General features: G+C 73.9%; 15 protein-coding genes and 2 pseudogenes. 9 read left to right on the plus strand and 8 right to left on the minus strand.

Annotated features, from left to right (window positions below):
- Positions 1–3: 3 nt before the first annotated feature.
- Complete coding sequence (locus IPT68_RS11905) at positions 4–417, minus strand: gamma-glutamylcyclotransferase family protein (protein ID WP_189698300.1); 414 nt, start codon at positions 415–417, stop codon at positions 4–6.
- 346 nt (positions 418–763) lie between these two features.
- Between IPT68_RS11905 and IPT68_RS11910 the strand changes: the two genes are divergently transcribed.
- A complete protein-coding gene (locus tag IPT68_RS11910) occupies positions 764–2,404 on the plus strand; it encodes a M4 family metallopeptidase (protein WP_189698301.1) in 1,641 nt (546 codons plus the stop codon).
- Between the two features lie 332 nt (positions 2,405–2,736).
- Here the strand turns inward: IPT68_RS11910 and IPT68_RS33980 are convergent.
- Positions 2,737–2,916, minus strand: a pseudogene (locus IPT68_RS33980) (NAD(P)H-dependent oxidoreductase); the annotation flags it as partial.
- Positions 2,917–3,287: 371 nt separating this feature from the next.
- Here IPT68_RS33980 and IPT68_RS11915 point away from each other — a divergent pair.
- Both IPT68_RS11915 and IPT68_RS11920 read left to right on the plus strand, forming a co-directional pair.
- Complete coding sequence (locus IPT68_RS11915) at positions 3,288–3,809, plus strand: hypothetical protein (RefSeq protein WP_189698302.1); 522 nt, start codon at positions 3,288–3,290, stop codon at positions 3,807–3,809.
- Between the two features lie 113 nt (positions 3,810–3,922).
- Positions 3,923–4,552 (plus strand): class F sortase, encoded by a 630-nt coding sequence (locus tag IPT68_RS11920; RefSeq protein ID WP_189698303.1) that lies wholly within the window; start codon positions 3,923–3,925, stop codon positions 4,550–4,552.
- A 72-nt stretch (positions 4,553–4,624) separates the two neighbouring features.
- On the opposite strand, the gene IPT68_RS11925 is transcribed toward IPT68_RS11920, so the two are convergent.
- Positions 4,625–6,160 (minus strand): MFS transporter, encoded by a 1,536-nt coding sequence (locus IPT68_RS11925; RefSeq protein WP_189698304.1) that lies wholly within the window; start codon positions 6,158–6,160, stop codon positions 4,625–4,627.
- Between the two features lie 195 nt (positions 6,161–6,355).
- Entirely contained in the window at positions 6,356–7,138 is a 783-nt protein-coding gene (locus tag IPT68_RS11930; protein ID WP_189698305.1) for a sulfite exporter TauE/SafE family protein, read from the minus strand.
- 196 nt (positions 7,139–7,334) lie between these two features.
- Here IPT68_RS11930 and IPT68_RS11935 point away from each other — a divergent pair, with 196 nt between their 5' ends.
- Genes IPT68_RS11935 through nirD form a run of 3 tightly spaced genes read left to right on the plus strand, consistent with a single transcriptional unit; the run spans position 7,335 to position 11,545 of the window.
- Complete coding sequence (locus tag IPT68_RS11935) at positions 7,335–8,555, plus strand: NAD(P)/FAD-dependent oxidoreductase (protein ID WP_189698306.1); 1,221 nt, start codon at positions 7,335–7,337, stop codon at positions 8,553–8,555.
- Positions 8,556–11,186 (plus strand): nitrite reductase large subunit NirB, encoded by a 2,631-nt coding sequence (gene nirB / locus IPT68_RS11940; protein WP_189698307.1) that lies wholly within the window; start codon positions 8,556–8,558, stop codon positions 11,184–11,186.
- A complete protein-coding gene (nirD, locus tag IPT68_RS11945) occupies positions 11,183–11,545 on the plus strand; it encodes a nitrite reductase small subunit NirD (RefSeq protein ID WP_189698308.1) in 363 nt (120 codons plus the stop codon). The genes nirB and nirD overlap by 4 nt, the downstream gene beginning before the upstream one ends.
- A gap of 18 nt (positions 11,546–11,563) precedes the next feature.
- Here the strand turns inward: nirD and IPT68_RS11950 are convergent, their stop codons facing one another.
- The 4 genes and pseudogenes from IPT68_RS11950 to IPT68_RS11965 form a co-directional block, all read right to left on the minus strand.
- Positions 11,564–13,399 carry a GMC family oxidoreductase gene (locus IPT68_RS11950; RefSeq protein ID WP_189698309.1) on the minus strand — a complete coding sequence of 612 codons (1,836 nt, stop codon included), beginning with the start codon at positions 13,397–13,399 and terminating at the stop codon, positions 11,564–11,566.
- A complete protein-coding gene (locus IPT68_RS11955; protein WP_189698310.1) occupies positions 13,396–14,838 on the minus strand; it encodes a hypothetical protein in 1,443 nt (480 codons plus the stop codon). The genes IPT68_RS11950 and IPT68_RS11955 overlap by 4 nt, the downstream gene beginning before the upstream one ends.
- Positions 14,835–15,521, minus strand: coding sequence for a FadR/GntR family transcriptional regulator (locus IPT68_RS11960; RefSeq protein ID WP_189698311.1), 687 nt, complete (start codon positions 15,519–15,521; stop codon positions 14,835–14,837). Before IPT68_RS11960 ends, IPT68_RS11955 begins: the two co-directional genes overlap by 4 nt.
- Before the next feature lie 169 nt (positions 15,522–15,690).
- Positions 15,691–16,278, minus strand: a pseudogene (locus tag IPT68_RS11965) (SulP family inorganic anion transporter); the annotation flags it as partial.
- A 149-nt stretch (positions 16,279–16,427) separates the two neighbouring features.
- Here IPT68_RS11965 and IPT68_RS11970 point away from each other — a divergent pair.
- The 3 genes from IPT68_RS11970 (at position 16,428) to IPT68_RS11980 (ending at position 19,166) form a co-directional block, all read left to right on the plus strand.
- Positions 16,428–17,588: an alkaline phosphatase PhoX gene (locus IPT68_RS11970; protein WP_189698312.1), complete on the plus strand. Its 1,161-nt coding sequence runs from the start codon at positions 16,428–16,430 to the stop codon at positions 17,586–17,588.
- 78 nt (positions 17,589–17,666) lie between these two features.
- Positions 17,667–18,083 (plus strand): TIGR03668 family PPOX class F420-dependent oxidoreductase, encoded by a 417-nt coding sequence (locus IPT68_RS11975; protein ID WP_189698313.1) that lies wholly within the window; start codon positions 17,667–17,669, stop codon positions 18,081–18,083.
- A gap of 180 nt (positions 18,084–18,263) precedes the next feature.
- The gene (locus tag IPT68_RS11980) at positions 18,264–19,166 is read left to right on the plus strand and encodes a UTP--glucose-1-phosphate uridylyltransferase (RefSeq protein ID WP_189698314.1); all 903 of its coding nucleotides are present in this window, start codon (positions 18,264–18,266) and stop codon (positions 19,164–19,166) included.
- Positions 19,167–19,279: the final 113 nt, after the last annotated feature.

The following is a 19,279-nucleotide window of genomic DNA, read 5'->3' on the forward strand; positions in this document are numbered from 1 at the left end:
CCCTCAACCCCGCGTCAACCAGTCCCCGCCCTCGATCAGCCTGCCCCGAGCCCGCAGCCGGGCGGCGACGGCGGGTGCGGCCACGTACACCCAGGCCCGCAGCCTCGCCCCGTCGGCGTCCCGGACGACCTCGCGGCTGACGCGCTCGTAGAGGTTGCGGGCGTTTCCCGGGGCGTACTCCTCCAACCGGTCGAGAGCGGCGAGGAGTTCGCCGTAGGCGTCCGACAGGGGCGTGATCAGGTCGCCGGTCACCACTCCGCCGGGTTCCTCCACCGCGTACGGATACCCGGGCCCGTCGTAGAGCACCGCACCGGTGAGCCGCCCGCGTTCCTCGGCCCGGGTACGACCGCGCAGGAAGGCGTCGTGGTTGGGCTCGCCGGGGCGGAGGGTGCCGTAGACGAAGAACGGGAGGGTCACAGAAACGATTCTTTCGCAGGGCCGGGCACCACGAACGACGCCGCCACCTGACGCAGCCCGCCCACCCTGCACCCCCACCACGCCGCCGAGAACCCGATCACCGCACTCAACGACCCACACCCCACAAGGTCACCCATTCGACACACGAACCTCCATTCCCTACGTGCGGCAGGCCCCCACACTCACTCCTGCTCACTCGTACACGCTCACACTCAGCCCCACTGCGGCAGTTCACAACCCCTCACACACCCTCACCAGCCCTCTATGGACATGACATGTCATGATCGCGTAAACCTCGGTGAACATCTGCGCCGCCCCCCACTCAGGCGCCTTCCCGAGGAGACCGATGAGTCGAATACGGCACGCGCGAGCTTCCCGCCTCGCCGTCACCGCCGCCACCGCCGCCCTGCTGGCCGCCGCCCTCTCCCCCACCACCGCCGGCGCGGCCGACCGGCCCACCCGGGTCCAGGCGGTCGAGAACGCGGACGCGGCGCTCGTGCGGCACGCCGACGCCCTGGGGCTCAGCGCCGCCCAGGGCACGAAGGTCCGGGACGTGATCGTCGACGCGGACGGCACCCAGCACGTCCGCTACGACCGGACCTACCACCGACTCCCGGTCCTCGGCGGCGACTTCGTGGTCCACCTGGCGCCGGACGGCACCTACCGCGGCGCGAGCCGGGCGACCTCGGGCACCCTGTCCCTGCCCACCGTCACGCCCCTGGTGGCCGCCCCGAAGGCCGCCGACCGGGCGGCCGACGCCCTGCGCGCCACCCGGCTCGGCGAGGCGCTGAAGCGGCTGACGGCCCGGCCGGAGCTGGTCGTCGACGCCCTGCACGGCACGCCGAGACTGGCCTGGCGGACCGAGGCGGTGGCGCTGGACGACCAGGGCAACCCGGTCGCCCGCACGGTGCTGACGGACGCCCGCACGGGCCTGCAGATCGACGCCTGGGACACGCTTGAGGCGGCGTCGGGGGACGGACGGTCGCTGTACGGCGGCACGGTGCCGCTGCGGACGACGGCGGCGGGGTCGTCGTACCGGCTGGCGGACGCGACGCGCGGCGGCACGTACACCGGTGACGCCGCGAACCGGTCCGACCTGTGTTTCCTCGGCACGATCTGTGTGGTGCGCGCCCCCGCGACCGTCTTGACGGACGCGGACAACCACTGGGGCGACGGCACGACGACGGACCGGGCGTCGGCGGCGGTGGACGCGCAGTACGGGTCCGACGTCACCTGGGACTACTTCCGTGACGTGCACGGGCGCAACGGCATCGCGGGCGACGGCAAGGGCTCCTACAGCCGCGTGCACTACGGCACCCGGTACAACAACGCCTTCTGGGACGACACCTGCTTCTGCATGACCTACGGCGACGGTGACGGCACGAACATGGGGCCGCTGGTGTCCCTCGACATCGCCGGCCACGAGATGGCCCACGGCGTGACCTCGAAGACGGCCGCGCTGACGTACTCGGGCGAGTCCGGCGGGCTGAACGAGGCCACGTCCGACATCTTCGGCACGCTGGTGGAGTTCCACGCGGGCAATGCGTCCGACCGGGGCGACTGGCTGATCGGCGAGAAGGTCGTGCGGGCGGGCTTCGGGCGGGACGCGCTGCGGTACATGGACCGCCCGTCGCGCGACGGCCTCTCCGCGGACTGCTGGAGCGCCGCCACGGGCAGCCTGGACGTCCACTACTCCTCCGGCGTCGGCAACCACTTCGCGTACCTGCTGGCCGAGGGCAGCGGCGCCAGGACGATCAACGGGCGGGCCCACGACTCCGCCACCTGCGACGGCTCGACGGTGACGGGCATCGGCCGGGACAAGCTGGGCGCGATCTGGTACCGGGCACTGACGGTGTACATGACGTCGTCGACGGACTACGCGGGGGCGCGGACGGCGACCCTGGACGCGGCCCGGGACCTGTACGGGGAGGGCAGCGCGGAGTACGCGGCCGTCGGGGCGGCCTGGCGTGCGGTGAACGTGGGCTGAGCCGGGTCCGGCGGATGCGGCCGGCCGTCCCCGGGGCGTGCGAGAGGCGTCCGGGAGGCGGCCGGCCTCGCTGTGCGGGTCTGCGGTGCGCGAGGCGACAGTTCACCGGCTGGTCACTGCACCTGACCGGTCACGCCGGCCTCCACCGGGTGGAGACGCGGGACGTCGGCACGAAGCTGGTGCTGCGCGAGCGGGAGCGGAGAACGGAGTACCGGCTGCCCGTCATGCACACCGCGACGCCCGGGCTGGGCGCCGACGAGGACGAGGGCCGCTACGCGTACGACCACGCCTGGTTCGAGGCGGCCCAGACATCACCACCGCCGCGGACGGCCGGCCGCTGGGGCACGGTTCCGCGGGCTGCGCGCGAGGTTCGTCGGCAGGTCGGTTCCGGCCACGTCGACCACCTGGAGGGTCAGGTCCGGGCGGTCCCGGACGCGGTCGAGCAGCCACTCGGCGACAACGGGGCCGAAGCGGCCGTGCCGGTTGCTGCCGATGACGGCGGTGACGGCCAGGGGGCGGACGGGTCCGAGGTGGGGTGCGTCATGCCGGCAAGGCCGATACCTCGACCAAGGGTGAGGTCACGTCGCGGTCGCGTCGGCGCGTCACGGGTTTTCCGGGGTGCGATCACCCGTTCACACCTCCGCCCCGCGCCCTTCGGGTTCTCGTGCTCTTGGCGGCCCGCGGACGGCGGTGACCTGCTGAAACGGGGTTTCCGGCAGGGTGCGGAGGCGCCTGCGGGACCCCTTTCCGGGCGAATCTGACGAGCCTTCAGGGAGCGGGCAGGCCGTCGTGCGCTTTACCTCGGAAGTGCAAGGGCGCGACCGACGGCGGCACATGGGGTGCCGCGGGGCGTGGCCCGCCGGAGACCTCGTGAGGAGCATCGATGCGACGTAGCGCCCGTCTGCTGATCGGTACCACGCTCGCCGTCGCCACCGCGGGGTCGCTCGCCGCACCCGTGTACGGCGCGGACGCGGCACGCCTGGAGGTGCTGCCGTCCACCGCGGTGCCGGGCGGTGACGTCACGGTGAACACCGCCGCCTGCGGCGAGGGCGGCACGGCGGAGGGTGACGCCAGCGCGGTGGGGGCGGGGCGGTTCACGCTCGCGCCCAGCACCCACGAGAACGACGTGATCGGGCAGTTCAGGGTGCCGCCGAGCGCGCAGCCGGGGACGTACGAGATCGTCGCCAAGTGCGCCGGCGACGGCCCGGAGGTCCGCGGCGACCTGGAGGTCGTCCTGGAATCGGCCCGGGGTTACGTGCACCCGAGAGGCATTGTGAAGACGGGGGTCGGCGGCGCCCTGGGCACCGACCCCGTGCAGACCGCGGCCGGCGTGGCGGCTCTCGCCGTCGCCGGCGCGGGCGGTACCTGGCTCCTGCATCGCCGGGCGAGAGGCGACGGGATCTGACGGACACCCTCCGCTGTCCGTCCGCCGGTACCGCATCACCCCGCCCCCTCCGGGTCCGACGCCCCTCGCGGCCCGGAGGGGAACGGGGCGAGCAGTCGAGCTGGGAGGCCGACATGGGCAGGTACGGCACCACGGGCGACGCCGCGATAGCCGGCGTCACCGTCGTCGCCCTGTGCGCCGGCGTGTGGCTGCTGTCCACCGGGCGCGACGCGCCCGCCCCGCCGCAGCCGTCGGCCGTGGAGGCGCACACCGGAGCCTCCGTGGGGCAGCCGGCGGCGCCCGGGCTGCCGCCGTCCCCGCCCGACCGCATCCGCATCCCCGCGATCCGTGTGAACGCGCCCCTGATGGGCCTCGGCCTGACCCGCACCGGCAGCCTGGACGTGCCGCCCGCGGCCGACAAGAACCTCGCCGGCTGGTACGAGGCCGGCACCACTCCCGGTGAGACCGGCACCGCCATCGTCGCCGGGCACGTCGACAACGCCGACGGACCCGCCGTCTTCTACCGACTCGGCGCCCTCAGACGCGGCAGCGTGATCGAGGTGGACCGGCGCGACGGGAGCGTGGCCCGCTTCGAGGTCGACGCGATCGAGGTGTACGACGCCAAGAACTTCCCCGACCGCAAGGTGTACGGCGCGGCGGCCCGGCCCGAGCTCCGGGTGATCACCTGCGGCGGCGGCTATTCCAGCAGCACCGGCTACCAGGGCAACGTCGTCGTCTTCGCGCACCTGACGGGGAGCGCGTGACGGACTCGGCGATGCGCGGAACGGACCCCGCGACAGCCGCACCGGCACCGGCAGGAAATGACGCGCCGGGCCCTACGTCCGGTGCTTCTCGCGGCGGGGCATCATCCAGAAGGCCGCCGCCGCCACGACGAGGGGCAGCACGCTGACGGTCAGCATGGTGAGCCGCAGTCCGTCGGCGAAGTCCAGCCCGAGGTCCAGCCCCGAGGCCTGTCGGAGCAGGTTCGGGTCGTACACGGTGCTGCCCGGGCTCTGCGCCATCCCGCTGCGCACGGCATCCACGGCCCGCTCGGCCCGGGTCGCCGACAGCCCGCGTGACTCCGCGTCGGCCAGCCACTCCCTCCGGAAGAAGAGGTTGAGAAGCAGTAGATAGACGGTGGGCCCCAGTGCGGCGCCGGTCACCGCGAAGGCCATCTGGACGGAGGCCACCGTGCCGGAATGCCCGGGCGGTGCCTGGGACAGGACCGTCTCGGAAACCGATGCCGAAGTGACCACCGCCCCGAGGTTGGACAGCCAGATGGCCGGCACGAGCAGCCATACCGCCATCCCGGGGCCGGCGGTGCCCGCCATCAGCAGACCCCCGGTCGCCATCACCAGCAGACCGGTGACCATCACCGGCCGCGGGGTGTACTTCTCGACCAGGCGCCCGGCCAGGACGACGGCGCCTGCGATCAGCACGGTGCCGGGCAAGTACAGCAGGCCGATGGACTCGGGGGACAGCGACAGCACCCTGCTGCCGAACTGCCCCAGGACGATGCCGAGTCCGGCGCACAGGAAGTTCAGCGTGAGGGTCGCCGCCAGGGCCACGGTGAACGGAGTGCTGCGGAACAACGCCGGGTCCAGCGCGGGTTCGGGAACGCGGCGTGCGTGGAGCACGCAGAGCACGGCGAGGACCGTGCCACCCGCCAGTGGTCCCCAGGTCCCGGGCCGGGTGACGCCGTTCTGTGCCTCGGCGAGGCCGACGACGAAGGCCAGCAGGGTCACGCCGATCAGCACGACACCGGCCATGTCGAGGCGACGGCCCTGCTGAACGGGTGACTCGGGGACGTACCGGGCGGTCAACCCGAGCGAGACCAGGCACAGCACCGGGGCGATCAGGAAGACGACCCGCCACCCGACGGCGGCCACCGCCCAGCCGGTGAAGGGGGGGATCACCCCGCACAGGACCACATACACGGCCATCAGCACACCGATGGCCACCGGCCGCTTCTCCGGCGCCACGGACACCTTCAGCAGGGCCAGCGGCACTCCCAGCAGCGCGGTCATCCCCAGCCCGATCAGGAACCGCATCGCCAGCAGGAAGCCGTAGCCGGGAGACAGCGTGGACAGCAGGTCGACGACCGTGACGACGGCCAGCCCCAGCATCAGCAGCCGCTTGAGCCCGACGGCGTCCCCGATCCTGCCCGCGGCGAGGACGGAGGCGGCCATCACCAGCGTCGCCGCTCCGCCGAGCAATCCGACGACTTGCGGTGGCACGTGGAGGGCCTGGCTCACCTGCGGCAGATTCAGGCTGAGCACCAGCGGATCGACGACCGTGACCGCGAAAGCGAGGGCGAGTCCGAGGATGATCGGCAGGGGTGTCGCGCCGGTGCGTGCTCCAACGCCCGACATCGCGACACCTCCCGTGCTCCCACGTCGCATGCCGGTCGACGGTAACCCGGTCACGGCGTGCCGCCGGGCTCCCCCTGGCCGACGCGCGCAGAAGCCCGGCATTCGGGCCAGCCGCTTCCGGTGCCCGTCTCCTGGACACGGGCGTCATGGCGGTACCGCCGACGGCTGCGGCGTGATCCGCCCGACAGGCGCTGGTCAGGCCACCCACTGCTCGTACGCCAAATTCGCCACCAGGGCGAACACCACCGTCAGCAGCACGACCCGGACGAAACCGCTGCCCTTCTTCAGCGCGGTGTGCGCGCCCAGGGTGCCGCCCGCGAGGTTGAACACCGCCATCAGCGCGGCCAGCTGCCACAGCACGGTGCCCTGCCAGGCGAAGGTGGCGAGAGCGCCGGCGTTGGTGCAGCAGTTGACGATCTTCGCGGTGGCGGAGGCGGTGACCAGGTCGAGGTGGAGCACGGCGGTCAGGGCGAGGACCAGGAACGTACCGGTGCCGGGGCCGATCAGGCCGTCGTAGAAACCGATGCCGAGGCCCGCCAGGCCGATCGCGGCGAGGATCCGGCGCCGGGTGACCGGCCCCGGCGCCGGGGCCGTGCCGAAGGCGGGCTTGAGGATCACGAAGGCCGCCACACCGAGCAGCACCACCATGATCAGGGGCTTGAGCACCTCCGTGCTCATGCCGGCCGCGAAGAAGGCGCCGCCGGAGGAGCCCGCGAGCGCGGCCAGGCCGATACGGATCGCCGTGCGCACGTCGACGGGGGCCTTGCGGGCGTAGGTCACGGCGGCGCCGGTCGTGCCGACGATGGCGACCGCCTTGTTGGTGCCGAGCGCGTACGCGGCCGGGGTGCCGGCGGGCAGTCCCAGCAGCAGCACGGGCAGGAGCAGCAGGCCTCCCCCGCCGACCACGGCGTCGATCCAGCCGGCCGCGAGGGCGGCGAGGCAGAGTGCGGCGACCATGGCGAGGGGTATGTCGGGCATGATCGGGACCTTATCCCGTGCCGTCGGTGCGTCCCCGGCGTGGTTCGGCCGGCGCCCCGCCCCGCGCCCCTCACCGCGGCCCCGGCCGCGGGCGCGTGCCCCTCACACTCATCCGCCGCCTGTGCTGAGGGCAGCGTTCCTCGCGGGAAACAGCGGTGATGCGGTCGGGTAACACCCGCCCCGCACGCTGCGATGCATGACCTCGAATACGCGTGTGGTGGTGATCGGCGCCGGCCTCGCGGGCGTACGGCTCGCCCGTCGGCTCGGTGAGCTCGGCACGCCCGCGCTGGTCGTCGGCGAGGAGGAGCACCGTCCGTACAACCGGGTCCTGCTCGCCGAGGTGCTGGCCGGCCGGTACCACCCGGACGTGATCTCCCTGCCGGGCGTCCCGGCCCCGGCGGAGCTGGTCCGCGCCCGGGTGACCGGGATCGACCGCGAGGAACGGACGGTGAGCTGCGCGGACGGTTCGCTGATCGCATACGACACGCTGGTCCTCGCCACCGGCTCCAACCCGGTGCTGCCGCCGCTGCGCGGTCTGTTCGCCGCCGACCACGTGCTGCCGGAGGGCGTCCACGCCTTCCGCACCATGGACGACTGCCTCGGCCTGTCGAAGGCGGTACGCCCCGGCGTGCGCGCGGTCGTCATCGGCGGCGGGCTGCTCGGGGTCTCCGCCGCCCGCGCGCTCGCCGTGCGCGGCGCGCAGGTCGTGCTCGCCCAGCAGTCCGAGCGGCTGATGGAGCGTCAGCTCGACCCGGCCGCGTCCCGGCTGGTCCGGCGGCACCTGACCGACCTCGGAGTCGAGGTGCACACCGAGTGCCGGGTGCGCGACGTACGGGTCGTCGCGGGCGCGGTCCGTTCGGTGGAGCTGGCCGACGGTTACGCCCTCGACGCCGACCTGGTGGTCCTGGCCTGCGGTGTCCGCCCCCGCGCGGGCCTCGCCGAGGCGGCCGGGCTCGCGGTCCACAAGGGCGTCCTCGTCGACGACGAGCTGCGCACCTCCGACCCGCACATCCGCGCGATCGGCGACTGCGCCCAGCACGACGGCACCCTGTACGGCCTCGCCGCCCCGGCGCTCGACCAGGCCGACGCCCTCGCCGAGCTGCTGGCGGGCAGCGGCACCGCCCGCTACACCGGCACCCGCTCCCTCACCCGCCTCACCCTGGCCGGTCAGGCCCCCTTCGACCTCGCCGCGTTCGGCGAGACGGAACCCCGCCCCGGCGACGACGTCGTGCAGCTCGCCGACGCCACCCGGGGCACCTACCGCAAGGTCGTCGTCCGCGACGACCGCCTGGTCGGCGGGGTCCTCGTCGGCGAACTCGGCACCGTCGGCGCCCTCGCCCGCGCCTGGGAGGGAGCGGAGCCGCTCCCCGACGACGGCCCCCTGCTCCACCTGCTCACCAACGATGGAGGCTCCTGAATGTCCACGACCGCACCTGTCGGGGACCGGCCCCGCCCCACGATCGTGCTCGTCGGCCACGGCATGGTGGGGCAGCGCTTCCTCGAAGCGCTCGCCGAGCGCGGCCTGACCGCCACGCACAGCGTGGTCGTGCTCTGCGAGGAACCGCGTCCCGCGTACGACCGCGTCCAGCTCACCTCGTACTTCTCGGGCAGGACGCCCGAGGACCTCTCCATGACCGACATGGGCTTCATCGACAAGCACGGGATCGACCTGCGCGTCGGCGACCCGGCGGAGACGGTCGACCGCGCGGCCCGCAAGGTCACCGCCCGCTCCGGGCAGGTCTACGAGTACGACATCCTGGTCCTCGCCACCGGCTCGTACCCGTTCGTCCCGCCGGTGCCCGGCAAGGACGCGACCGGCTGCTTCGTGTACCGCACGATCGAGGACCTCCTCGCCATCGAGGAGTACGCCCGGACCAGGGCGACGACGGGCGCGGTCGTCGGCGGCGGCCTGCTCGGGCTGGAGGCCGCGGGCGCCCTGAAGGGCCTGGGTCTGTCCACCCACATCGTGGAGTTCGCGCCGCGGCTGATGCCGGTGCAGGTCGACGACGGCGGCGGCGCGGCGCTGCTGCGCACCATCGAGGACATGGGCCTGACCGTGCACACCGGCACGGGCACGCAGGAGATCGTCACCGACGCCGCGGGCGCCGTCACCGGCATGAAGCTGTCCGACGGCAGCGAACTCGCCGTCGACCTGGTGGTGTTCAGCGCCGGTGTCCGCCCCCGCGACCAGCTGGCCCGGGACTCGGGGCTGACGGTCGGCGAGCGCGGCGGCATCGCCGTCGACGAGCAGTGCCGCACGCTCACCGACCCGCACGTGTTCGCGATCGGCGAGTGCGCGCAGGCCGCGGACGGCCGGGTGTACGGCCTGGTCGCCCCCGGCTACGAGCAGGCCGAGACGGTGGCGGCGACCATCGCGGCGGACGAGGCGTCCTTCGTCGGCGCCGACCTGTCCACCAAGCTGAAGCTGCTCGGCGTGGACGTGGCGTCCTTCGGCGACGCGCACGGCACCGCCGAGGACTGCCTCGACGTCGTCTACTCCGACTCCCGCAGCGGCCTGTACAAGAAGCTGGTCATCGGCCGTGACGGCACGCTGCTCGGCGGCATCCTGGTCGGTGACGCGGACGCCTACGGCACCCTGCGCGCCCTCACCGGTTCCGTCCCGCCCGTCGCCCCCGAGTCCCTCGTGCTGCCGGCCGGTTCGGGCGGCGGCGCCCAGCTCGGTCCGTCCGCGCTGCCCGACGACGCGGTGATCTGCTCCTGCCACAACGTCACCAAGGGCACGATCCGCGGCGCGGTGACGGACCACCAGTGTGTGACCGTGCCCGAGGTGAAGAAGTGCACCAAGGCCGGCACGGGCTGCGGCTCCTGCGTCAAGGTGCTCGGCCAGCTGGTCACCGCCGAGCTGGAGGCGAGCGGCGTCGAGGTCGACAAGGGCCTGTGCGGCTGCTTCGCACAGACCCGCGAGGAGCTGTACGAGATCGTCCTGGCGCTGCGTGTCACGTCGTACCAGGACCTGCTGGACCGCTACGGACGTGACGGCGCCCGCGGCGGCGACGGCTGCGAGGTGTGCAAGCCGGCCGTCGCCTCGATCATCGCCTCCCTCGCCCCGGCGATCGGCGCGAACGGCTATGTGCTGGACGGCGAGCAGGCCTCCCTGCAGGACACCAACGACCACTTCCTGGCCAACCTCCAGAAGAACGGCTCGTACTCCGTCGTCCCGCGCATCCCCGGTGGTGAGATCGCACCGGAGAAACTGATCGTGATCGGCGAGATCGCCCGCGACTTCGGCCTCTACACGAAGATCACCGGCGGCCAGCGGATCGACATGTTCGGCGCCCGCGTCGAGCAGCTGCCGCTGATCTGGGCCCGCCTGGTGGACGCGGGCTTCGAGTCCGGCCACGCGTACGGCAAGTCCCTGCGCACCGTGAAGTCCTGCGTGGGCCGGACCTGGTGCCGGTACGGCGTCCAGGACTCCGTCCGCATGGCGATCGACCTGGAGCTGCGCTACCGGGGCCTGCGCTCGCCGCACAAGCTCAAGTCCGCCGTCTCCGGCTGCGCCCGCGAGTGCGCGGAGGCCCAGTCGAAGGACTTCGGCGTGATCGCCACGTCGAACGGCTGGAACCTGTACGTCGGCGGCAACGGCGGCGCCACCCCCCGGCACGCGGACCTGCTGGCGCAGGACCTGTCGGACGCCGAACTCGTCCGGCTGATCGACCGCTTCCTCATGTTCTACATCCGCACGGCGGACCGCCTGGAGCGCACGTCGACCTGGCTGGAGCGCATCCCCGGCGGCCTGGACCACGTGCGGGACGTGGTGGTGGGGGACTCCCTCGGCATCTGCGAGGAGCTGGAGCAGCTGATGGCGGCCCACGTCGCGAACTACCGCGACGAATGGGCGCAGACCATCAACGACCCCGAGAAGCTGGCCCGCTTCGTCTCCTTCGTGAACGCGCCCGACACCCCCGACCCCGTCGTCGCCTTCGTCCCCGAACGCGACCAGATCAAGCCCGACCTGCCGCTGCTGTCGATCGGCATGCGTCCCGCCGAGCACACGGCCGACGTCCTGGAAGGAAGCGCCCAGCGATGACCCTGGCACCCGAGACGACCGACCTGATGGTCCAGCTCCGGTCGGCCGACGGCTGGTTCACGGTCTGCGAGCTGCGGCTGCTGCTCCCCGGCCGGGGAGTGGCGGCGCTGCTGCCGGACGGCGAGCAGGTCGCCGTCTTCCGCGACCGCGGGGACCGGCTGTACGCCGTCGGCAACCGCGACCCCTTCACCGGCGCCGCGGTGCTCTCCCGGGGCCTGACCGGCACCCACCAGGGCCGCCCCTTCGTCGCCTCCCCCCTGCTCAAGCAGCGCTTCGACCTGCTGTCCGGCCAGTGCCTGGACGACGCGACGGTGCGGGTGCGGGCCTACGAGGTCCGCACGGTGCGGGCGGGAGACTGAGGCCGCCTCCCGCCCGCCTCAGTCCTCCAGGAAGGCCTCGGTGACCGCCAGCGCCGCGGCCATGATGCTCAGCTGCGGGTTCACCTCGGGGCAGCCGGGCAGCACCGAGGCGTCGGCGATCAGCACGCCCCGTACGCCGCGGAGCCGTCCCGCCGGGTCGGCCGGGGCGCGTTCGGCGTCGGCGCCCGCGGCCACCGTTCCGGTGGGGTGGTAGGCGGACAGATGCAGGTGGCGCGCGCTCACCCCGGCGAGCAGGGCGTCCAGGGCGGCCGGGGTGCGGGCGCGGGGAGCGGTGGGGATGCCGGTGAGGACCTCCTCCGCGCCCGCGGCGAACAGCAGCTCGCCCATGGCGCGTACGGCCCGCAGGAGCCGGCCGGCGTCGCGAGGGTGCAGGTCGTAGCGGAGCAGCGTGCGATCACGGCCGAGGACCCGGCCCGAGGGGCGGTCGGCGATCATCGCGCCGAGCGTGGCGAGACGCCCGGCGCCGGCCAGTTCGTCCCGCAATTGCCTGCCCAGGCCCGGCAGGACGAAGGACCCCATGCCCGGCGGGGTGGCCGTGGCCTCGATCAGGACACCCTCGTGGTGGTGCTCCTCCACGCCGACGCTCTGCAGTACGCCCTCCCAGGCGGTGACCGGTTCGGCGAAGCGGCCGGCGACACTGGTGGCCGGATGGACGCTGAGGTTGCGGCCGAGCCGCGGATGACCGCCGAGGCCGGAGCGGCGCAGCAGCGGCGGCGACTGCAGGGCGCCCGCGGCCACGACCACGAGCGGGGCCAGGATCTCGAACTCCCCGCCGCCGTCGCGGCGCACGCGTACGCCCGCGGCACGCGGCCCGCCGGGCCGGTCACCGTCCACCAGGATCCGCCGTACCCGGGCGCCGGTCACGATGCGCGCCCCGGCGGCGCAGGCGTCGGGCAGGACGGAGAGCTGGACGCTCTGCTTGGCGCCGGTCGGGCAGCCCACCACACACTGGCAGGAGCCCTTGCAGCCGGGCGCGTTGCGCCGCAGCGGCGCGGCCCGCCAGCCGAGGCGCTCCGCGCCGGCCAGCGCGAGGCGTCCGTTGGCGCCGAGGACGTCGAGGCTCTGGCGACCGACGCGCAGGGTGCGTTCTGCCTCGTCGAGGCAGGGCCCGAGGCGTTCGGCGAGCGCGAATCCGAAGTCGTCGCGCCAGCGGGCCAGGACGTGGTCGGGGGTGCGGTAGCAGGTGCCGGAGTTGACGACGGTGGTCCCGCCGACCGCCCGGCCGACGGGCAGCAGCAGCGGCGGGGTGCCCAGGGCGACGGTGGCGCCGCCGTCCCGGTACAGCTCGGCGAACCGGTCCAGCGGGGGGCGCCGGCCGAACGAGGCGGTGGAGTGGTGGTGCCCCTCCTCCAGAACGACCACGTCGAGCCCGGCGCGGGCCAGGGTGCGGGCGGCCGTGGCGCCGCCCGCACCGGAGCCGACGACGACGGCGTCGGCGGTGGAGCGGGCGGGCCAGGCGCCGGCGGGTGTGCAGTCGAGCGGTGGGTCGGCGGGGGCCGGCGCGGTGGCCGCCATGCCGTCCTGGAGCATGCGTTCGGTACCGGCCGCGAGCAGGACGGGCACTTTGAGCACGTCGAGGACGGTGGCGGGCGCCCGGTGTGCGCCGAGCCCGGCGATCACCGACTCCCGCTCGTCGGCGGTGAGGGCGGCGAGGGAGCGGCCGGTGCGGGCCACGGCGTAGGCGTAGGCGGCGAGTGCGGCGGCCCGCACGCCGCAGCGGGCGGCCCGCGGCAGCGAGGCGAGCACCCCCTCGAGGCGGTCGGGTACGCGGGCGGCCCAGGGCTCGGTGCCGTCGTCGGCGAGCAGCGCGGCCACGAACCCGGTGAGGCTCATCGGGTGCCCACTTCGGCGTGGGCGGTGCCGTCGAGGCGCCACTCGGCCTCGGTGCGCCAGCCGCCCGGCCACCACCAACGTTCCAGCAGCACGTGGGCGTCGGCGCGTTCGCTGTTGCGGCATGTCGCGGGGCTGCCGTCCGGGTCGGTGTAGTCGAGCGCGAGGGTGCGGTCCTCGGGCTGGGTGACCTCCACCCGGATGCGGCGCAGCCCGGCGCGGCCGGTCACGGTCCAGGCCGGCCGGTCGATCGTCGCGCGGAACCGGCCCAGGCCGGCCCAGCCGACCGCGCCGCGCTCCGCGCGACGCGGCCAGGTGCCGCCGCCCCGCCGCAGCCGCAGGAACACCAGCGGAGGCAGCCGGCGCAGCACGGGCCGCATGGAGACCGCGGCGACGATCTCCAGGACGTCGCCCCCGCCGAGGTCCGCGTGCAGCCAGGCCCAGCGCCGGGCGTTGCCGTGGCCGTAGATGCGGGCGGACGCGCCGGGGGCGCCGGCGAGCCTCAGGGTGGTGCCGTCGAAGGTGAAGGTGCCGTCGTACGTGGCGCGCGCGGCGGGCAGGATCTGGGCGGCGGGCAGCAGGGACCGGCGCCAGGACCAGCGCGGGAACGTGAACAGCGGGGCGTCGGCCGGTCGTTCGGCGAGGTCCCAGCGGAACGTGTCCGCCTCTCCGGTCAGCCGCCCGGGCGTCGCGGACGCTCCCGCCGCGGTGAACCCGTCGCCGGGCCGGTCCCACGGGGCCGGGCCGAAGCGGGCGTGCCGCACGGGTCCTTCGGCGGGGAAGGCCGCCGCCCAGCCGTGCGCGTAGGGCGGGGAGCCGTCGGCGGGCGCGGTGAGCTCGTGGTGCAGCCACAGTCCCGTGCCGGTGGCCGGGTCGGTGAGGGTGGTGTACCAGACCTCGGTGCGGCCCGGCTCGCCGTTCCAGCGGGGCGCGGTGAGCGCGTCCGCGGGCTCGCGGCGCGGGAAGCGGAAGCTCGCCAGGAACGGGGCCAGACCGGTCGTGAGGGGGAAGCGCAGCGTGCCCGCGCCGATGCGCGCCCCGTTCTCGTACAGGGTGAACGGCAGCACGGTCATGGAGGTGAGCGGCCTGCGCGGGCTGACCGACTTCCAGCCGTCGAGGGTGAGGCGGCGGCCGTCGGCGGTGAAGCCGATGCGGTAGCGGATGCGGCGCCGGGCCAGCGGCGCGATCTCCATCTCGCCCTGCGCCGCCGGGTCGTCGGCCAGGCCCGCGATCCGTACGCGTCCGGTGGCCCGGGCGTCGGTCGTGGTGTGCGGGCGCAGCACCCGGTCAGCCGAGACGCACAGGTCGAGGCGGACCGGGCGGGCGCGGTCCGCGCCGTCGAGCCGGACCGTGCCGAGCATGGTCTCGCGGAACGTCGTGCCGCGTGTCCCCGGCGCGCGGGAGGCGCGCGTCGCGGCGCGGGCCTTCGCGTCGCCCGTCATGCGAGGCCCTCCAGCATGATCCGCTCGGTCGCCGTCAGATAGGCCTCGGCCGCCTGCCGGGCGCGGTCCTCGTCGCCGGCCGCCACGGCGTCCACCACCGGTGCGAGGCGCGCGTGGGCGGCCCCGGCGTCGGTGAAGGGCCCCACGAGGGCGGCCCGCACCGGCAGATAGGCGTTGAAGAGGGTGTTGGTCAGCAGGACGTAGACGCGGTTGCCGGTGGCGCGGGCCAGGGCCCGGTGCACCTCGATGTCCGCGAGCTGGACGGCCTCCCCGCCCTCGGCGTCGCGTACGGCGTCGAGCAGGGCGCGCAGTTCCGCGCGGTCGCGTGCGGTGGCCCGGGCGGCGGCCTGCCCGGCGATCAACCGGCCGACGCCGCGCCGCACTTCGAAGATCTCGCCGACCCAGTCCGGGCTGTGCTTCACCAGCATGGGCAGCAGGTCGGCGCCGCCGAGGCGGGCGAAGTCCCGCACCCGGGTGCCCACGCCGTGTCTGGTCTCCAGCAGCCCCGCCTGGACGAGGCGGCCGAAGGCGTGCTTGAGGGTGGTGCGGTTGACGCCGTAGCCGTCGGCGAGCCGGCGTTCCGGCGGCAGGTAGCTGCCGACGGGGTGCCGCCCGGCGAGGATGTCCTCGCGCAGCCGCTCCTCCAGGACGTCGACGACGGTGTCGCGGGGCAGTGCCTCCATGCGGTTCCTCCGTGATGCGCCTCGGTGACCCGGTGACTCAGTGGATGAGCCACCCAACCAACGCATGCTCAGGAAGTCAATGGCCCCTGCACACCCTGTACTTGAGGAGGTGGTACCCGTCGCACGTGATCGCGCCCGCCGCGTCCCTCGTCGGCGGCGGGCGCGATCCTCAGCTCACCCGGTCCCGCGCTCCGGGCAGGGCGCTCGTGTCCAGGTGGAACCATTCGGCCGTGGGGCCCGGCAGACCCGGCGACGCGTACGTGCCCGGCCCGCCCTCCCCGGCGGCACCGGCCACGGCACCACCCGCGTCCGTGCGGCCCGACACGTCCGCCGTCCTTCCAGCTACGTCCGCCACGGTGCCACCCGCGGCCGGCGCCTTCGTCCCCGCCGTCGGATCCGGCATCAGCAGTTCCACCCGCAGTCCGGCCCCCGGCTGCTGCGCCACGAACTCGTCGATCCGGGTGCGGCAGGCGTGGTCGAGGTGGGTGACCCCGAGCAGGTCGAGCCGGATGCGCGGCTTCCCCGCGGCGGCGGCCCGCTCCAGCGCCTCGATCAGGCGCGGCAGCCGAAGGAGCGTGGCGTTGCCCGCCATGACGACCCGTGCCGTGTCGTCGTCGACGTGCGGGCGTACGACCGCCTGGGACATGCGCAGCGCGGCGAGCACCACCCCGGCCACGAGTCCGACGAGGACGCCCTCCAGCAGCGCGGTGGCCGTGATGACGAGGGTGGTGAGCGCCATGACGGCGAACTCACTTCGCGTGCGCGTGCAGCTTCCGGTCCCCGTAGCCGCCGCCGGCGCGTCACGGACCGTCCACGACATGTCCACCCCGCTCCCCTAGGGTCCCTGAGCGCACGACCCCGCCGCCGACCGGCGGCGGGTCGGTCACGGCACCTCTTGGAGTGAGAGTGGAACGTCGTAGCCTCCTGCGTGCGGCCGTCCTCGGCGGCTCAACGGCAGCCCTCGGTGGAAGCCTGTGGCGCGGCGCCGCGTACGCGGCCCCCGCCCAGCCGGGCGCGGGCCCCTACGGGGCACTCGGTTCCCCCGACGCCAACGGCATCAGACTCCCCAGCGGCTTCACCAGCCGGGTGATCGCCCGTTCCGGGCAGACGGTCCCCGGCACCTCGTACACCTGGCACAACGCCCCCGACGGCGGCGCCTGTTATGTCGACGGCACCGGCTGGATCTACGTCTCCAACTCGGAGATCAGCCCGGGCGGCGGCGCGAGCGCGGTGAAGTTCTCGTCGACCGGCGCGATCACCGGCGCGTACCGCATCCTCTCCAACACCCGCACCAACTGCGCGGGCGGCAAGACCCCGTGGAACACCTGGCTGTCCTGCGAGGAGGTATCCCTCGGCTACGTCTACGAGACCGACCCGTGGGGCGTGAAGGCGGCGGTCCGCCGTGACGCGATGGGCCGTTTCAAGCACGAGGCGGCGGCCGCCGACCCCGTCCGCAGGGTGGTCTACCTGACCGAGGACGAGACCAACGGCCGCTTCTACCGCTTCGTCCCGAACACCTGGGGCGACCTGTCCTCCGGCACCCTCCAGGTCATGGTCGCCGGCAGCGCCACCTCCGGCTCCTTCACCTGGGCCAACGTGCCCGACCCGGACGGCTCCCCGACCACCACCCGCACCCAGGTCTCCGGCTCGAAGTCCTTCAACGGCGGCGAGGGCTGCTACTACGCGAACGACACGGTCTGGTTCACCACCAAGGGCGACAACCGCGTCTGGCAGGTCAACCTCCTCAACAACACCTACGAGCTGGCGTACGACGACTCGCTCGTCACCTCCGGCACCGCACCCCTCACCGGCGTCGACAACATCACCGGCTCCTCCTCCGGTGACCTGTTCGTCGCGGAGGACGGCGGCACCATGGAGATCTGCGTCATCACGCCGAGCGACGTGATCGCCCCCTTCCTGCGCGTCGACGGCCAGTCCGGTTCGGAGATCACGGGACCGGCGCTCTCCCCCGACGGCCGGCGCCTGTACTTCTCCAGCCAGCGCGGTACGAGCGGCAGCTCCTCCGGCGGCATCACGTACGAGGTGACGGGTCCCTTCCGGGCGTAGCGACCGTGCCGGGGCAGGGACGTTCACCGGGGTTGTCCGCTTGACCCCCGCCGGTCGCGCCCCGGCTACGGTGGACGCATGAGGCTCTCGGCGTTCGAGGCCAGGCGGCGTTTCCTCACCTCGCCCGTGGCCCGGCTGGCGACGGCCGGCGCCGACGGGGTGCCCCATGTCGTCCCGGTGACGTTCGTCGTCCTCGACGAGGTCCTGTACTTCGCCGTGGACGACAAGCCCAAGAGCACCGGGGACCTGCGGCGGTTGCGCAACATCCGGGAGAACCCCGCGGTGGCGGTGCTGGTCGACCACTACGACGAGGACTGGACGGCGCTGTGGTGGGCCCGCGCCGACGGGCGGGGCGAGGTCCTGGAGGACGGTGAGGAACGCCGTCGCGCCGTCGCGTCGCTGTGCGACAGATACGACCAGTACCGGGGCAGCCCGCCCCGGGGCCCCGCGGTCGCCGTGCGGGTCGGCCGGTGGAGCGGCTGGGCCTTCGCGTAGGCGGCGCTCACCCCGCGCCCCGGGGGTCCGGCGCCGGACCGGCGGCCCCGGACGGGTGAACGGCGCCGCGCTCCGCCACGTCCCGGCATGCGCGGTCCGCCGGTGGTGCGCGTCCGGGTGGGACACTCTCCGCCGCACCACCTCACGTCCGCGCCACCGACTTCGCCTCTGGGGGGCTCCATGGCCACGACCATCCGCAGGGCGGTCATTCCCGCCGCCGGTCTCGGTTCCAGGCTTCTTCCACTGACCAAGGCAACGCCCAAGGAGATGCTGCCCGTCGGCGACAAACCCGTCATCGAGCACACCGTCCGCGAGCTCGTGGCCTCCGGCATCACCGACATCACGATCGTGGTCTCGGGCGGCAAGGGGCTCATCCAGGACCACTTCCGGCCCAACCCGGTACTCGTCGAGCAGTTGCGCGCCGCCGGCAAGGCGGCGTACGCGGACGCCGTGGAGGAGGTCGGCGAGCTCTCCCGGCTCGGCCACATCACCTATCTCGACCAGCACGGCCCGTACGGCAACGGCACGCCCGTCCTCAACGCCGCCCGCCACGCCGGTGACGAGCCAATGCTCGTGCTGTGGCCGGACGACGTGTTCGTCGCCGACGTGCCGCGCGCCCAGCAGCTGATCCGGGCCTACGAGGCCACGAGCTGCCCGGTCCTCGCGCTGATGCCGATGGAACCGGCCGACTCGCAGCGGTACGGCGTACCGGTCGTCAGGGAGGATCTCGGCGAGGGCCTGCTGCGCATCACCGGCCTGGTGGAGAAGCCGGAACCACGGGACGCGCCCTCCGCCTACGCGGCCATCGGCGGGTACGTCGTCACCCCCGGCATCGTCGACGAGCTGCGGGAGCAGACCAGGCGCTGGTACGAGCACCGGACCGGTGAGATCTACCTGACCGACGCGATCAACGCCTACGCCGGCAGCCGGGCCGTGTACGGGCAGGTCATCCAGGGACGCTGGTACGACACCGGCAACCCGCTGGCCTACCTCACCGCCCAGTTCGCCGCGGCCCTGGCCGACCCCGAGTACGGCCCGCGCCTGCGCCGGCTCGCCGCGGAGCTGGATCAGCCCGGAGAGTGACGCGGAGGCGGGCGAGGGCGGCACCCCCCGCACAGGGTGCCGCCCTCGCCCGGGCCGGTCCGGCCTTCGTGCACCGGAACCGCCGCCGGATCGGTGAGGTCGGGGATCAGTGA

It is taken from the genome of Streptomyces chromofuscus, assembly GCF_015160875.1.
Classification (GTDB): Bacteria; Actinomycetota; Actinomycetes; order Streptomycetales; family Streptomycetaceae; genus Streptomyces; species Streptomyces chromofuscus.

Bases quoted from the DNA above. Each gene is read 5' to 3' on its own strand.
- nirB (WP_189698307.1), top strand. From the start codon at position 8,556: ATGTCCACGACCGCACCTGTCGGGGACCGGCCCCGCCCCACGATCGTG.
- IPT68_RS11915 (WP_189698302.1), top strand. From the start codon at position 3,288: ATGCGACGTAGCGCCCGTCTGCTGATCGGTACCACGCTCGCCGTCGCC.
- IPT68_RS11950 (WP_189698309.1), bottom strand. From the start codon at position 13,399: ATGAGCCTCACCGGGTTCGTGGCCGCGCTGCTCGCCGACGACGGCACC.
- IPT68_RS11955 (WP_189698310.1), bottom strand. From the start codon at position 14,838: ATGACGGGCGACGCGAAGGCCCGCGCCGCGACGCGCGCCTCCCGCGCG.
- IPT68_RS11980 (WP_189698314.1), top strand. From the start codon at position 18,264: ATGGCCACGACCATCCGCAGGGCGGTCATTCCCGCCGCCGGTCTCGGT.
- IPT68_RS11975 (WP_189698313.1), top strand. From the start codon at position 17,667: ATGAGGCTCTCGGCGTTCGAGGCCAGGCGGCGTTTCCTCACCTCGCCC.
- IPT68_RS11930 (WP_189698305.1), bottom strand. From the start codon at position 7,138: ATGCCCGACATACCCCTCGCCATGGTCGCCGCACTCTGCCTCGCCGCC.
- nirD (WP_189698308.1), top strand. From the start codon at position 11,183: ATGACCCTGGCACCCGAGACGACCGACCTGATGGTCCAGCTCCGGTCG.
- IPT68_RS11910 (WP_189698301.1), top strand. From the start codon at position 764: ATGAGTCGAATACGGCACGCGCGAGCTTCCCGCCTCGCCGTCACCGCC.
- IPT68_RS11925 (WP_189698304.1), bottom strand. From the start codon at position 6,160: ATGTCGGGCGTTGGAGCACGCACCGGCGCGACACCCCTGCCGATCATC.
- IPT68_RS11935 (WP_189698306.1), top strand. From the start codon at position 7,335: ATGACCTCGAATACGCGTGTGGTGGTGATCGGCGCCGGCCTCGCGGGC.
- IPT68_RS11960 (WP_189698311.1), bottom strand. From the start codon at position 15,521: ATGGAGGCACTGCCCCGCGACACCGTCGTCGACGTCCTGGAGGAGCGG.
- IPT68_RS11920 (WP_189698303.1), top strand. From the start codon at position 3,923: ATGGGCAGGTACGGCACCACGGGCGACGCCGCGATAGCCGGCGTCACC.